Consider the following 13,685-nt stretch of genomic DNA (forward strand, 5'->3'; position numbering starts at 1 on the left):
GACAGACGTCTAAGCTAATGCGGCTTTGGGCTGATGACTACCGATTTTTTGAAGGATAGAGCGACTGCCGACCAACGTTTTATGACTTTTGGTCCCATCGCGAGCCGGCTCACGCCCACAGTTGAAATACGTTCCCCTGTGGGAGGAGCCTGCTCGCGATAGCGGTGTGTCCGGCAACAGAAGGTTTACTTTTCGATCCCGCTCAACGGAAACACATCACTCCCGCGCCAGCGCCGAACCGAACGCTGGAAGAACAGACTGTTGGGCACTTGCACCATGGCGCTGCCGGTACCCAGTTCTTCCGCTTCAATCAGCGTGGTGTAAAGCAGATTGATCGCCACCACCCGGCCTTTGACGCCGGGTTTGTCGGTGGTGTCCACCAACTCGACGACGTCACCGATGCGGAACGGGCCGACGGTGAAGATCAGGATCGCGCACAGCAGGTTGGACAGCACGCTCCACATGGCGAAGAACGCCACTGCCGCGACCGCAACAAACCCGGACAACGCGGTCCAGAGCACGGTGGCCGAGACTCCGAGGCGTTCGAGTACGAAAATCAGCGCACTGCCCATGATCAGCCAGCGCAAACCTCCGCGCAGCGGCATCAGCAGTTGCGGTGGAAACGGGTAGCGCTCGCCCAGGCGCGTCAGGCATTTAGCGACGAAGCGCTGGGCAAAGTAACCCGCCAACAGAATCAGCAGGATTTGCGCAGCGAACCAGATCGGCTCGCCCCACCCCGCCGGCAGCGGCAGCTTGAAGGCTTCCATCAGGACAGCGCCTCCAGCTCCGCCTGCATGCTTTCGAGCAGTTCCAGGGCTTCCATCCAGGCTTCTTCGAGTTCGGCTTCACGCACCTTCAACTTGGCCTGTTCAGCCAGCAGATCGCGCAAATCGTTCTTGCGCGCCGGTTCGTAAATGTCACTGTCGCCGAGGCTGGTATCGATCTTCGCCAGTTTCTCGTGCAGCTTGCCCAACTCGGTTTCGAGCTTGTCAGCCTCACGCTTGTGCGGTGCCAGTTGCTGACGCAACGCAGCAGCGGCCTGGCGCTGGGCCTTCTTATCGGTCTTGTCCGGGTTGACCGGGGTGTTGCTGACCGGCGCATTGCGCTGACGGTAGTCGACCAGCCAGCGGGCGTAGTCTTCCAGATCGCCGTCGAACTCCTCGACCTTGCCGTCGGCCACCAGATAGAAATTATCGGTGGTGCTTTTGAGCAGATGACGATCGTGAGAGACCACCAGCACCGCGCCACTGAATTCCTGCAGGGCCATGGTCAGCGCCAGGCGCATTTCGAGGTCCAGGTGGTTGGTCGGTTCGTCGAGCAGCAACAGGTTCGGCCGATCCCAGGCAATCAATGCCAGGGCCAGACGGGCCTTTTCGCCACCGGAGAAATTCAGCACCGGCTCGTCGATACGCGCGCCACGGAAGTCGAAACCGCCGAGGAAGTCGCGCAGAGTCTGCTCGCGCTCGGTCGGTGCCAGACGCTGCAAGTGCAGCAACGGGCTGGCCTTGGAATCGAGGGAATCGAGCTGATGCTGGGCGAAGTAGCCGACGACGGTGTTCTCACCACGGGTCAGGCGCCCGGCCAACGGCGAGAGTTCACCGGCGAGGTTCTTGATCAGGGTCGACTTACCGGCACCGTTCGGGCCAAGCAAACCGATCCGCGCACCGGGGGTCAGTTGCAGCTTGACCTTCTCCAGCACGGCTTTGTCGCCATAACCCAGGCGAGCGTCCGACAGATCGATCAACGGGCTGGAGATTTTCTGCGATTCACGGAAGACGAAGTCGAACGGCGAATCGACGTGGGCGGCGGACAGCTCTTCCATTCGCTCCAGTGCCTTGATCCGGCTCTGGGCCTGACGGGCCTTGGTGGCCTGGGCCTTGAAGCGGGCGATGTAGCTTTCCATGTGCGCACGTTGCGCCTGCTGCTTCTCGTAGGCCTGCTGTTGCTGGGCCAGGCGTTCGGCTCGGGCACGTTCGAAGGCGCTATAACCACCACGGTACAAGGTGATCTTGCGCTGATCGACGTGGGCCACGTGATCGACCACGGCATCGAGGAAATCCCGGTCGTGGGAAATCAGCAATAAGGTGCCGGGATAGCTTTTCAGCCATTCTTCGAGCCAGATGATGGCGTCGAGATCCAAGTGGTTGGTCGGTTCGTCGAGCAGCAACAGGTCCGAGGGGCACATCAAAGCCTGCGCCAGGTTCAGACGCATCCTCCAGCCACCAGAGAAATCTCCTACCGGACGATCCATTTGCTCGTTAGTGAACCCAAGACCGGCCAGCAGCTTGCGGGCCCGGGCGTCGGCGGTGTAACCGTCGGCACTGTCGAGTTCCGCGTGCAGACGGGCCTGAGCGGCGCCGTCATGCGATGCTTCGGCAGCGGCGAGGTCGCGTTGCACCTCACGCAGGCGCAGGTCACCATCGAGCACGTAGTCGACCGCCAGGCGTTCGAGGGTCTCGATTTCCTGACGCATGTGGGCGATGCGCCAGTCGGCCGGCAGGAAGCAGTCACCCGAGTCCGGGTGCAGCTCGCCCCGAATCAAGGCGAACAGGCTCGATTTGCCGGCGCCGTTGGCACCGATGAGGCCGGCTTTGTGGCCGGCGTGCAGGGTCAGCTCAGCGTCTTCTAGCAGACGTTGAGGGCCACGCTGTAAAGTCAGGTTCTGAAGTCGAATCATAATGGCGGCGGAGTCTACCAGCTTCGCTCGCAACTGGCGCGAGTAGCACTATGTCCTCTGACCTGTGGAGCTTTTCCCTTACCACCTACGCGCGTCCCGGCATTGAAGACGCGTGCCTGACGTTGCAGTCGGCGGGTGTGAACGTGTGCTTGCTGCTATGCGCGTTGTGGCTGGGAGAACGGGGCGTCACCTGTAACGAACAACGCTTGCAGTTGCTTCGCGATATAGCCGGACCTTGGGACGCAGATGTCGTGCAACCGTTGCGCGCCTTGCGAATGCAATGGAAAGCCGCCGCCAGCGAGGATGCCGGACTGGATGATCTGCGCGAACAAGTGAAAGCACTGGAGATGGAAGCCGAACGGCATCTGCTGTTGCGACTGGAACGTGTGGCGCAGAGTTGGCCGCAGTATGAGGTGACCGATTCAACGGCCTGGCTGGAAGGTGTGGCGGCAGGCGCCGCCCACCTGAACCGCGACGCGCTGCATCAGCTGCGCGTCGCGGCAACCGGCACTTAAGAAGCGCTGGCTGGGGTGATGCTGGTGCTCGACGGTGCGGCTGGCGTTGGCGCAGTCGATGGGGTCGAGGGAGTGGCTGCTGCCGCTGGCGAAGCCGATGCAGCTGGAGTCGCTGGCTTGGTAACTGGCGCAGTAGCTGGCTTGGCAGCAGCGGCAGGCTTTTTCACGGCCGGTTTGGCGGCAGGTTTTGCAGCTGGCTTCGCGGCAGCAGGTTTTGCTGCAGCTGGTTTGGCTGCTGGTTTCGCTGCAGTAGCTGGCTTGGCGGCGGCAGCGGGTTTCGCGGCGGCAGCTTTGGCAGCGGGTTTAGCAGCGGGTTTCGCCGCAGCTTTTGCAGCCGGTTTTGCGGCAACGGTTTTAGCCGCGGCAGGTTTTGCGGCTGGCTTGGCGGTAGCAGTTCTTGCAGCGGCAGGTTTTGCAGCAGGCTTCGCAGCAGCCGATTTTGCAGCTGGTTTTGCCGCTGCGGTTTTCGCCACAGCCGGTTTCGCAGCAGCGGTTCTTGCAGCAGGTTTAGCGGCGGCCGTTTTGGCAGCAGCTGGCTTGGCGGCAGTTTTGGCAGCCGTCGATTTAGCCGCTGGTTTTGCAGCGCTGGCAGCAACCGGTTTTTTCGCCGCCGGTTTTGCTGCGGCTTTCACCGGCGCTTTGGCGACAGGTTTGGCAGCAGGCTTGGCCGGTGCTTTGGCAGCCGCCGGTTTGGCAGCGGCTTTCTTGGCAGGTGCCGCAGCAGGCTTGGCCGAACGCAGGGACAACGCCTTGCCGACAGCCTCTTGTACACGACCGATACCCTGGGCCAGTTTCAGGCTTTCTTGAGCATCGCGCTTGAGTTGCAGAATGTAGCTGCGCGTTTCGGATTGACGATCCTTGAGGGCATCGAGCAAGTCCTCAAGTTCTTTCACCGCACCCTTCGCTTTGGTTTGTGCCTTGGCTTTACCGGCAGTTGCGGCGTCCTGCAACTTGGTACGGGATTTGTGCAATTTCTCCTGCGCTTTTCCGCGCTGCTTTTCCAGTTTGGCGAGCAGTTTTTCAGCATCAGCCAAGGCTTGGGAACAAGCGTTTTCCAAATGTTCGAGCAGGCTGCCCGAGAGTTGTTGGAGTAAGTGCAACGGGGTATTTACAGGCTTCTTGGTGGCCGACATGGTTTACCTCCTGGCTGACGTGGGTGCGGCTCATACTAGACCTCTGATGACACCGCCGCTAGGGCATGTTGACAGTATCGAAAGCGCTGCGTTGCAACAGATTGAAATTCTTCTGCGCGGGTGCAAAACCAGTTCACCTTTGAGCGCGCTCACACTGGCATAATCCACCGCATCTCAGATCGGAGTGTGCCCATGTCGCGCTACTTTTTTTTATCGTTGTGTGTGTTTTTTTCCGTGGCCCAGGCCGCCGAAAAAACCACCCCGAACGAGGCTCACGATCTTGCTTACAGCCTGGGTGCGAGCCTGGGTGAACGCTTGCGCCAAGAGGTGCCGGATCTGCAACTCCAGGCATTGCTCGACGGTCTGCAACAAGCCTATCAAGGCAAGCCACTGGCATTGAAAGACGAGCAGATCGAACAGATTCTGGCCGAGCACGAAGCCCAGGTCGCCGAGCAACCCGCCCTGCCACAAAGTGAAGTCGCGCTGGAAAAAGAGCAGCGCTTTCTCACCGAGGAAAAAGCCAAACCGGGTGTTCGTGAATTGGCGGATGGCATTCTGCTGACCGAGTTGGCACCGGGCACGGGGGCCAAGGCAGGCCCTGATGGCAAGGTCGAAGTTTTATATGTCGGACGCCTTCCCGACGGCACCGTGTTCGATCAGAACAGCAAGCCGCAGTGGTTCAGTCTGGATAGCGTAATCAGTGGCTGGCGCAGCGCATTGCAAAACATGCCGGTCGGTGCGAAATGGCGCCTGGTGATTCCGTCGTCGCAAGCCTATGGCGCGGACGGTGCCGGCGACCTGATCGCTCCGTTTACGCCGCTGGTGTTCGAAGTCGAATTGCGCGGTGCCACAAGCTGAAAACCGAGAACGAAAAACGGCGCGCATAGCGCACCGTTTTTTAGTCTTGCAGGAGAGGTTCAGGCCTGAACCGAGTCCTCTTCCTTGTGAGCAGTGTGCAGCACTTCGATCAGGCAATCTTCCAGTTCGAAGCGTTCGTGCAACAGCCCGCCCAGCTCCTTGAATTTCTCTGCCACGCACTTGCCTGCATCACACAGGTCGTTGAACGCCAGCAGCTTCTCGGTGATGACGTCGATGCGCGGGTAAATCGTCTCGGCCAGCTCCAGCCCGCGAGTATCGCCAAAAGCCTTAGCTTCGCCGGTCAGCTGTTCGTAGATTTCGAAGTGCCCGGCAGACACGTAGTCGACCAGCACGCCGCAGAATTCCTGCAACGGCTTTCGGTTTTCGCCCAAAGCCTCTGGCTTGGCACCGAGAGCATCGTAGGCTCGAACCAGTTCGTGACGCTCCTGCAACCAGCGATCGATCAGCAGATGCACTCCACCCCAACGTTCCTGAGCATTCTGACAACTTTCGAGCATGGTGATCTCTCTTCCCTTGTGGGTCATGCTGCCCTACACCTGTCGCAGTCTTGATCATCAAGAATCGGCCAGGCAGAGCGCCATCGAGCAACATAATTCCAATGACACGTGCGGGCCAGATTATGCCCGCGCGACAATGGCTTCAAGGTACGCAGGAGATAAAGTTCATACAAGTGTTTAATCACCCGCCAGCCCCCGGTGCGACGACACGCCGCTGAGCGGTCGCTTGCAGGCAAGCCAGACAACGCGCAGCAGCAGATAAACACTCAGAATTGTCACCGCCATGAAGAGCAGCAGACTCCACTCCGGGATGCTCAGGTCAAACAGCGTCCAGGAGATTTCTGCGCAATCTTCGTCCCCTTTGAACATCCGCGTCACTTTGCACAGCCAGGGCACGTTCTCGTATAAGGCCTGCGGATTGGTAGAGCAGGTCGATAGCTGATGCGCCGGATCGCTTTGCAACAAGACTTGCCGCCACGCCGCGACCATACCGGCGAGACTGCATGACAAACCGAGCAGCCAATAAAGAAAAGTCCCGAAGCGGCCGGGGCCATGCACCGAAGCTGTCAGGCAGACACCGGTGAACAACGCCAGGCAGACTCGCTGCAAAAGGCATAACCCGCAAGGCTTGAGGCCGATTGCGTATTCCAGGTAATAGGAAACGCCCAAGGCCAAGGCACCTGCAATAAAAGCCATGAAAAACAAGGAGCGTGAGCAGGCCAAAAACATGGCTTATCCGTAACAGTAGAGACAGGCGGTTACGGTAGAGGAAAGCGCGCCAGCCTTTCAAGGCAGGCCGGCACGGACACTTCACCAGAAGTGTAGGGAATTCCCGACAGCGTCGGGAGGACTTGATGAAGTCCCGTGTAGGACAAAGCCGATCAGGGATTACAAAGCTAAACATTCAGCGAAATTCGAGCGGCCGGATCGCGCCCAGGAACGACTCCCGCCCCTGGCGCAGCCTGCATCCGGCTGCTGAGCAGTCGTCATACATTTAAACGCGATTGGCCTGATGAAACCGTGGTGCTCGCTTTACAACTGCTTCGCAGCCGGACGCAGGCTGCGCCAGCTGCTACAGAAGGAATACGTCAGGCGTAAACGGGCGCTGGGAGTGGTGCCGCCAGCAGGCGCTCATCCAGCAGGCCCAGACCTTCCTGAAACAGCTGATTGCTGCGCTCTGTGTCGCCGAGCTGAGCGAGCAACCGCGCCAGTTCCGCACAGGCTTCCGGGTTGCGCTGGACCCGCAAACTGCTTTCCAGATAGTCCCGCGCCTTGCCCCACAGACTGCTTTGCAGGCACAGGCGGCCGAGTGTCAGCAGAAGGCTTGGGTCGGCCGGATGATCCTTGAGCCAACCCTCGGCCGTTTGCAGTTGACGAGCCGGATCGCTACCACGCACCAGACCGTAGAGACGCGCCAGATGACTGTCGTACTTGCGCTTCAGCGCTGTGCGCAGAACCTCCTCCGCTTCGACCTGTGCTCCCAGTTGCCGCAGTTGCTCGGCATAGGCCAGCACCAACTGAGGCTCCTGGCGCTGAGCCGAAGTGAGTTGCTGCCAGGCGCGATTGAGCGATTGCAAACCCACCGTGCCGTCCGCTTCCTTATGCGCCGCCAGGGAAAGGTTTTCACCCCATGCCCGTCGCTCCAGATCGGCCAGCTCGGCGGGAGGCAAGACTTTATCCTTGCGCAGCTCCGGCAGCAGGCGAATCACTGCCGACCAGTCGCCGCGCTGCTGATGCAGACGCTGCAACTGGCGCAAGGTCTGGACGTTATGAGGATGACGCTCGTGCATGGCTTGCAGGGTCACCAGGGCGCCTTCGGTGTCGCCACGGTCGTTCTGCAACTGGGCGTGACTCAAGGCAATCGCCAACTCCGCCTGGGGCTGGCGTTCGAGGGCGCGCTCCAGCAAGTTGTCGCATTCCTCGTAGTGACCTTGTTCATTGGCGGCGCGTGCGGCGCCAAGGTAGTAGAGCAGCGGCTGGCGCTCGGCTTCGGCGGCGCGATGCAAATGACGCTGCGCACTGGCCCAGCGACCTTCCGCCAGGTCCAGCTGACCGTGTTCGATCGCCACTTGCACCCGACGGCTGCGATTACGCCGCGACCACGGATTGACCACGCCGCTGGACGTCATCACCAGCTCAACCAACGCCTTGATGCCCCAGAACACCAGCCAGAGCACTGCGACCAACGCCAGGGTGGCCCACAGACTCGCTTCATAACGGAAGGTCTTGTAGGCAATCAGCACGTAACCGGAATGCTCGGCGATCGCCAGGCCCAGTGCAGCGGCTGCGGCGATGACCAGAAACACGATCACATAGAGGCGTTTCATGGCGTGGCCTCCTGCGCAGTGTTCGCGGCCGGTTTTGCCATCGGTTTGATCGAGTCTTCGGCGTTGACGTTACGCCGCTCCAGATACCCCTGAACCGCACTCAATGTCCCGGTCAGGTCCGGCGTGACCACAGTGACCGGCTGCTTGCTCAACTCGCCCACCTGCTCAAGCATGACTTTGCTTTGAGGGTTGTCCGGGTTGAAGTTGCCCGTCAATACATCACGCGCCTCAGCCAGCGCCTGGGTGTAGACCGCTGCCTGGCCATTGAGCGCGGCCCATTGCGCCTGCTCCAGCGCCAGGCTCAGCGCCAGACGCACCTGACTGAGGCTCTGCCCTGCCAGCAATGGACGAACATTTTTGTCAGCATTGAAGTCGATGCGGATGTAGCGCGAAATCTGATCCCACCACTGCGCCCAACGACTGGCTCCGTCGCCATCGGCCGTCAGGCCCAACAGCGATTCGCCACGATCCTTGTACTCGGGGGCCAGCTCGGTGAGGTTGATGACCTGATCGCGCAGTGCGCCCAATCGCAGGAACAACCCGGTGCGATCCGGCTGTTCTGTGCTGCGCAACGCCACCAGGGTTTTGGCCACTTGCTCGCGAGCTGCGAAGGCACCGGGATCGTTCTGTTCACGCAGAATTTCATCGGCACCCTGCACCAGGGCCTGGGCGCTGCTGATGTCCTGCAGCGCAGAAAGGCGCAGGCTGGCCAGACGCAACAAGTGCTCGGCTTCGGCCAGACGCCAATCCTTGCGACTCGCACCGAGGACCGTCTCCAGACGCTGATTCAAGCGTTGCTGATCGCCTTGCAACTGCACCACCAAACGGCTGCGAGCGTCCAGTTCTTCGGCTGCAGGCATTTGTTCAAGGCGCGCGCTCAAGCGCTGTTCATTGAGTTTCAGGCTCTGCGCCTGATCGCTCAACGCCTGGACCTGGCTCAACTGCTGCTGAGTGTTGGCTTGCAGGTGACGCACCTGCCAGACACCCCAACCGCCCACGGCAACACCGGCGGCGCCCAACAGCAGCGCGACGATTGCCAGCCCATTGCCCCGGCGCTGCACTGTGGCAGGTGGTGGAGTTTCAACCGGCGCTTCAAGCACCGGCAGCACGTCATCTTTAGGCAAGGCTGTTTCGCTCACGTATCCATCCTTTGCATTAGAGAACGGGTTCGGGATGCTCCCGTAACGCCGTCAGCAAAGCCGTGGCACTGGCGCCACGACAATCCACAACTGTTTGGGCCCCGGCGGCACGTGCCAGCTCGGCGACCCTGGGGCTTGGAACAAACAACGGCAACCGCGCCATTTCAGGCCAGGCATCGCCTGCCAATTGGCGCAGGTGCTCAAAACCCTGTCCACTGCTGACCACCAGCCCGTTCAAGCGTTCCGCTTCGATCCGGTCAGGCAGCACCGTCGACGGGTAGTGAGGCAGTCCACGACGGTATAACTCCAGATACTCGACACTAGCACCAAGCTCGCGCAAACGCTCAGCCAGCAACTCGCGCCCGCCCTCCCCGCGCAAGATCAGCACCCGCGGATCGGGTCGGGCAATCGCCTCGCGCAACGAGGGCAACTCAAGCAAGGCTTCGCTGTCATCGCCCTCGGCGGGGAAACTCACGTCCAGCCCGTGATCCGCCAGGATCTGCGCAGTCGCCGCGCCCACGCTGAACCAGCGTGGGGACGGTGGCTGTGGCCAATACTGATTGAGCAGGTCAACGCCCATTCTCGCGGCCGGTTTACTGACCACGATCACCGCACAGTAACGATCCAGCCCCTGAATCACCTCGCGCATTGTGTCAGAGACAGCAATCGGCTCGATCTCCAGAAGCGGCAAACTGCTGCTGAAAATCCCCGCTTGCGACAAAACGCTGGCCAGCGCCGCCGACTCGTCTGCGGGGCGCGTCAGCAGCAGGCGCCAGCCCGTCACTCGTGACCTGCCTCGCCATAGACCGCTTTCAGAATGTCGGCGGCGCCCTGGCTCAGCAAGTCTTCAGCGACTTGCACACCCAAGGCTTCTGCATCGGCCCTTGGCGCACGAGCCTCGGCGTTGAGCAGCAGGCCGCCGCTCGGATCGCCCACCAGACCGCGCAACCAGATCTGCTCGCCTTCAAGCACGGCGTAGCAGGCGATTGGCACTTGGCAGCCACCATTCAGATGTTTGTTGAGAGAACGTTCCGCGGTCACGCGGGTGGCGGTGTCCTGGTGATGCAACGGCGCCAGCAGGGCGTGAATTACGCTGTCGGCGCTACGGCATTCGATGCCGACCGCGCCTTGGCCACCAGCCGGCAAGCTGTCGTCGACACTGATTGCCGAGGTGATGCGATCTTCGAAGCCGAGACGAATCAGGCCGGCAGCCGCGAGGATGATGGCGTCGTATTCGCCGGCATCAAGCTTGGCCAGGCGCGTGTTGACGTTGCCCCGCAGGAAGCGGATTTCAAGGTCCGGGCGGCGAGTCAGCAGCTGAGCCTGACGGCGCAGGCTGGAGGTGCCGACGATGCTGCCTTGCGGCAACTCATCCAGGCTGGCGTAGGTATTGGAAACGAACGCATCGCGCGGGTCTTCACGCTCGCAGATGCAGAAAAGACCAAGGCCTTCGGGGAAATCCATCGGCACGTCTTTCATCGAGTGCACGGCGATGTCGGCTTCGTTTTCCAACAACGCGGTTTCGAGTTCCTTGACGAACAGGCCCTTGCCACCGATTTTCGACAGGGGCGAGTCGAGCAGCTTGTCGCCACGACTGACCATGGGCACCAGCGTCACAAGCAAGCCCGGATGAGCCTGTTCCAGACGTGTCTTGACGTATTCGGCTTGCCACAGGGCAAGAGCACTTTTGCGGGTGGCGATGCGGATTTCGCGAGAGGACATGGATCAATCCGTACTGAATAGATACGGCGGATAATAACAGCTCAGCCAAATCCACTTTGACTTGTATCAGAAACTACGTGGCCTCCCTGGCCCCGGACTTCCAACAAACGGGTGTGAAGTTCGCTTCTGATCAACGAATCAAAGCTGTTGCATCATTTTTCGTACGCCGGCCACATGGCGACGGCTGACGATCAGGGCATCGCCATTGAGGCCTTTGAGGAACAGCTGGAAATGCCCCAGCGGCGTGCGCTGCAAGCGTTCGATGCGTTCGCGGGCGACCAGAGCGTTGCGGTGAATGCGCACGAAACGGTCGCCGAACTCATCTTCCAGGGCCTTGAGCGGTTCATCCAGCAGCACTTCGCCGCCTTCATGGCGCAAGGTCACGTATTTGTGATCGGCAATGAAGTAGACCACCTGACCCAACGGGATCAGCTCAATGCCTTTACGTGTTCGGGCACTGATGTGGCTGCGGGGGCCGCTGCCGCTTTCGGCGGCTGGACGGGTCAGGGCGGCGAGCTGGACGCGATTGGGCCGCTCGGCTTTTTTCAATGCATCATGTAAATGTTCGGTTCGCACAGGCTTCACCAGATAGCCCACGGCGCTGGCCTGCAGGGCTTCCACGGCAAATTCATCGGGCCCGGTGCAAAACACCACGGCGGGCGGGGTTTCGCGTTCGCACAACCGGGCAGCCACTTGCAGGCCATCAAGGCCTGGCATGCCGATATCGAGCAACACGATATCCGGCTTGTGACTGTCGATCAGCGCTAACGCCTCTTCGCCGTTCGTGGCACTGGGCTCCAGGACAGTGTATCCCTCGAGTTCGCCAACCATTCGGCTCAGGCGCTCGCGGGCTAGGGGTTCGTCATCAACGATCAGGACATTCATATTGCGCTGGATTCCTGCGTGAGTCTCGCACAAGGATAGCGTAGACAGGTGAAGTGACGTCCGTCACCGCGATCCACGCTAAGACTAGCGCGAGGGCCAAAAAGTGCCGCGAGACCGGCGGCTAAATTTTCATCTGCCAATTGATTGGAGGCTCTGGCCCGCATAAGCGAGGTATCGCCGTAGGGTTTGCCGATACACAATATGAACACCCCCTCTTCTTATAGTCAGCCGCAGCGCCGAGAAGTGCGCTGTTCCTATTGTCCAACTGTAGACGGTTGCAGGGACGATATTGCTCAATCGGAAAATATCGTTGCGCAATTTCCCACAAGGCATGTCCTGAGTATGGACCCCGCCTTGTGAAAAAAACCTGTCGACCAGCGTCAGCGACAGGATTGGCAACCCTGTTATTATCCGCGGCAGCTTCCACCGTCATTTTTTCTTCAGCCGACACGAGCGAATTCATGAGCACTGACAAGACCAATCAGTCCTGGGGCGGCCGCTTCAGTGAACCCGTCGACGCCTTCGTCGCCCGCTTCACCGCCTCCGTCACTTTCGACCAGCGCCTGTATCGCCACGACATCATGGGCTCGATCGCCCACGCCACCATGCTGGCCAAGGTCGGCGTGCTGACAGACGCCGAGCGCGACAGCATCACCGATGGCCTGAAGACCATCCAGGGTGAAATCGAGGCCGGTCAGTTCGACTGGCGCATCGACCTCGAAGACGTGCACATGAACATCGAGGCGCGCCTGACCGACCGCATCGGCGTCACGGGTAAAAAACTGCACACCGGGCGCAGCCGCAACGACCAGGTCGCCACCGACATCCGCCTGTGGCTGCGCGACGAGATCGACCTGATCCTCAGCGAAATCACCCGCCTGCAAAAAGGCTTGCTGGAGCAGGCCGAGCGCGAAGCCGGCAGCATCATGCCGGGCTTCACCCACCTGCAAACCGCGCAGCCGGTGACTTTCGGGCACCACATGCTGGCCTGGTTCGAAATGCTCAGCCGCGACTATGAGCGCCTGGTCGACTGCCGCAAGCGCACCAACCGCATGCCGCTGGGCAGCGCCGCGCTGGCCGGCACCACTTACCCGATCGACCGCGAGTTCACGGCTCAGTTGCTGGGCTTCGATGCCGTGGGCGGCAACTCGCTGGACAACGTGTCTGATCGCGACTTCGCCATCGAGTTCTGCTCGGCCGCGAGCATCGCGATGATGCACTTATCGCGGTTCTCCGAAGAGCTGGTGCTGTGGACCAGCGCCCAGTTCCAATTCATCGATCTGCCGGACCGTTTCTGCACCGGCAGCTCGATCATGCCGCAAAAGAAAAACCCGGACGTGCCAGAGCTGGTGCGTGGCAAGACCGGCCGTGTCTTCGGCGCGCTAATGGGCCTGCTGACCTTGATGAAGGGCCAGCCACTGGCCTACAACAAAGACAATCAGGAAGACAAGGAACCGCTGTTCGACGCGGCCGATACGCTGCGCGATTCGCTGCGAGCCTTTGCCGACATGATCCCGGCGATCAAGCCCAAGCACGCGATGATGCGCGAAGCGGCGCTGCGTGGCTTCTCTACTGCGACTGACCTGGCTGACTACCTGGTACGCCGCGGCCTGCCGTTCCGTGATTGCCACGAAATCGTTGGCCATGCCGTGAAGTACGGCGTGGAAAGCGGCAAGGACCTGGCGGAAATGAGCCTGGAGGAGCTGCGCAAGTTCAGCGACCAGATCGATCAGGACGTATTCGCCGTGCTGACCCTGGAAGGCTCGGTGAACGCCCGCGACCATATCGGCGGGACTGCGCCGGCGCAGGTGAAGAAGGCCGTGGCGCGCGGTCAGGCATTGCTCGCCAGCCGCTAAAAGCTTCGCGGGCAAGCCTCGCTCCTACGGGATCTGTGTCGCCCCGCAATTGCGC

The 13,685-nt window shown here is 60.7% G+C and carries 13 protein-coding genes; 3 read left to right on the forward strand and 10 right to left on the reverse strand.

Annotated elements, in window-relative coordinates; genetic code table 11:
* Nucleotides 1-185: 185 nt before the first annotated feature.
* Both RHP74_RS30100 and RHP74_RS30105 read right to left on the reverse strand, forming a co-directional pair.
* Nucleotides 186-767 carry a mechanosensitive ion channel family protein gene (locus RHP74_RS30100; RefSeq protein ID WP_077747155.1) on the reverse strand — a complete coding sequence of 194 codons (582 nt, stop codon included), beginning with the start codon at nucleotides 765-767 and terminating at the stop codon, nucleotides 186-188.
* A complete protein-coding gene (locus RHP74_RS30105) occupies nucleotides 767-2,677 on the reverse strand; it encodes an ATP-binding cassette domain-containing protein (protein WP_077747154.1) in 1,911 nt (636 codons plus the stop codon). Before RHP74_RS30105 ends, RHP74_RS30100 begins: the two co-directional genes overlap by 1 nt.
* A gap of 50 nt (nucleotides 2,678-2,727) precedes the next feature.
* On the opposite strand from RHP74_RS30105, the gene RHP74_RS30110 reads away from it, so the two are divergent.
* Nucleotides 2,728-3,192: a TIGR02444 family protein gene (locus tag RHP74_RS30110; protein WP_010465061.1), complete on the forward strand. Its 465-nt coding sequence runs from the start codon at nucleotides 2,728-2,730 to the stop codon at nucleotides 3,190-3,192.
* Here the strand turns inward: RHP74_RS30110 and RHP74_RS30115 are convergent.
* A complete protein-coding gene (locus RHP74_RS30115; protein ID WP_311096866.1) occupies nucleotides 3,189-4,325 on the reverse strand; it encodes an AlgP family protein in 1,137 nt (378 codons plus the stop codon). The genes RHP74_RS30110 and RHP74_RS30115 overlap by 4 nt on opposite strands.
* Before the next feature lie 192 nt (nucleotides 4,326-4,517).
* Between RHP74_RS30115 and RHP74_RS30120 the strand changes: the two genes are divergently transcribed.
* Nucleotides 4,518-5,183, forward strand: coding sequence for an FKBP-type peptidyl-prolyl cis-trans isomerase (locus tag RHP74_RS30120; RefSeq protein ID WP_083375484.1), 666 nt, complete (start codon nucleotides 4,518-4,520; stop codon nucleotides 5,181-5,183).
* 59 nt (nucleotides 5,184-5,242) lie between these two features.
* Here RHP74_RS30120 and RHP74_RS30125 read toward each other — a convergent pair whose 3' ends face one another.
* The 7 genes from RHP74_RS30125 to RHP74_RS30155 all read right to left on the reverse strand — a co-directional run bounded on the left by RHP74_RS30125 (nucleotide 5,243) and on the right by RHP74_RS30155 (nucleotide 11,774).
* Nucleotides 5,243-5,701: an Rsd/AlgQ family anti-sigma factor gene (locus RHP74_RS30125; RefSeq protein WP_007899333.1), complete on the reverse strand. Its 459-nt coding sequence runs from the start codon at nucleotides 5,699-5,701 to the stop codon at nucleotides 5,243-5,245.
* 177 nt (nucleotides 5,702-5,878) lie between these two features.
* Nucleotides 5,879-6,430, reverse strand: coding sequence for a disulfide bond formation protein B (locus tag RHP74_RS30130; protein WP_077747152.1), 552 nt, complete (start codon nucleotides 6,428-6,430; stop codon nucleotides 5,879-5,881).
* A 359-nt stretch (nucleotides 6,431-6,789) separates the two neighbouring features.
* Nucleotides 6,790-8,028: a heme biosynthesis protein HemY gene (locus tag RHP74_RS30135; RefSeq protein WP_145306602.1), complete on the reverse strand. Its 1,239-nt coding sequence runs from the start codon at nucleotides 8,026-8,028 to the stop codon at nucleotides 6,790-6,792.
* Nucleotides 8,025-9,167, reverse strand: a complete 1,143-nt coding sequence (locus tag RHP74_RS30140) for a uroporphyrinogen-III C-methyltransferase (RefSeq protein ID WP_311096867.1) — start codon at nucleotides 9,165-9,167, stop codon at nucleotides 8,025-8,027. The genes RHP74_RS30135 and RHP74_RS30140 overlap by 4 nt, the downstream gene beginning before the upstream one ends.
* A 16-nt stretch (nucleotides 9,168-9,183) precedes the next feature.
* The gene (locus tag RHP74_RS30145; RefSeq protein ID WP_311096868.1) at nucleotides 9,184-9,951 is read right to left on the reverse strand and encodes a uroporphyrinogen-III synthase; all 768 of its coding nucleotides are present in this window, start codon (nucleotides 9,949-9,951) and stop codon (nucleotides 9,184-9,186) included.
* Nucleotides 9,948-10,889 (reverse strand): hydroxymethylbilane synthase, encoded by a 942-nt coding sequence (gene hemC / locus RHP74_RS30150; RefSeq protein ID WP_010465075.1) that lies wholly within the window; start codon nucleotides 10,887-10,889, stop codon nucleotides 9,948-9,950. Before hemC ends, RHP74_RS30145 begins: the two co-directional genes overlap by 4 nt.
* A gap of 138 nt (nucleotides 10,890-11,027) precedes the next feature.
* A complete protein-coding gene (locus tag RHP74_RS30155) occupies nucleotides 11,028-11,774 on the reverse strand; it encodes a LytTR family DNA-binding domain-containing protein (RefSeq protein ID WP_010465077.1) in 747 nt (248 codons plus the stop codon).
* Nucleotides 11,775-12,235: 461 nt separating this feature from the next.
* On the opposite strand from RHP74_RS30155, the gene argH reads away from it, so the two are divergent.
* Nucleotides 12,236-13,630: an argininosuccinate lyase gene (gene argH / locus RHP74_RS30160; protein ID WP_010465079.1), complete on the forward strand. Its 1,395-nt coding sequence runs from the start codon at nucleotides 12,236-12,238 to the stop codon at nucleotides 13,628-13,630.
* Nucleotides 13,631-13,685 lie beyond the last annotated feature (55 nt).

This window comes from Pseudomonas sp. SG20052 (assembly GCF_031766055.1).
GTDB lineage: Bacteria > Pseudomonadota > Gammaproteobacteria > Pseudomonadales > Pseudomonadaceae > Aquipseudomonas > Aquipseudomonas mandelii.

Bases quoted from the DNA above. Each gene is read 5' to 3' on its own strand.
- RHP74_RS30100 (WP_077747155.1), bottom strand. From the start codon at position 767: ATGGAAGCCTTCAAGCTGCCGCTGCCGGCGGGGTGGGGCGAGCCGATC.
- RHP74_RS30105 (WP_077747154.1), bottom strand. From the start codon at position 2,677: ATGATTCGACTTCAGAACCTGACTTTACAGCGTGGCCCTCAACGTCTG.
- RHP74_RS30110 (WP_010465061.1), top strand. From the start codon at position 2,728: ATGTCCTCTGACCTGTGGAGCTTTTCCCTTACCACCTACGCGCGTCCC.
- RHP74_RS30115 (WP_311096866.1), bottom strand. From the start codon at position 4,325: ATGTCGGCCACCAAGAAGCCTGTAAATACCCCGTTGCACTTACTCCAA.
- RHP74_RS30120 (WP_083375484.1), top strand. From the start codon at position 4,518: ATGTCGCGCTACTTTTTTTTATCGTTGTGTGTGTTTTTTTCCGTGGCC.
- RHP74_RS30125 (WP_007899333.1), bottom strand. From the start codon at position 5,701: ATGCTCGAAAGTTGTCAGAATGCTCAGGAACGTTGGGGTGGAGTGCAT.
- RHP74_RS30130 (WP_077747152.1), bottom strand. From the start codon at position 6,430: ATGTTTTTGGCCTGCTCACGCTCCTTGTTTTTCATGGCTTTTATTGCA.
- RHP74_RS30135 (WP_145306602.1), bottom strand. From the start codon at position 8,028: ATGAAACGCCTCTATGTGATCGTGTTTCTGGTCATCGCCGCAGCCGCT.
- hemC (WP_010465075.1), bottom strand. From the start codon at position 10,889: ATGTCCTCTCGCGAAATCCGCATCGCCACCCGCAAAAGTGCTCTTGCC.
- RHP74_RS30155 (WP_010465077.1), bottom strand. From the start codon at position 11,774: ATGAATGTCCTGATCGTTGATGACGAACCCCTAGCCCGCGAGCGCCTG.
- argH (WP_010465079.1), top strand. From the start codon at position 12,236: ATGAGCACTGACAAGACCAATCAGTCCTGGGGCGGCCGCTTCAGTGAA.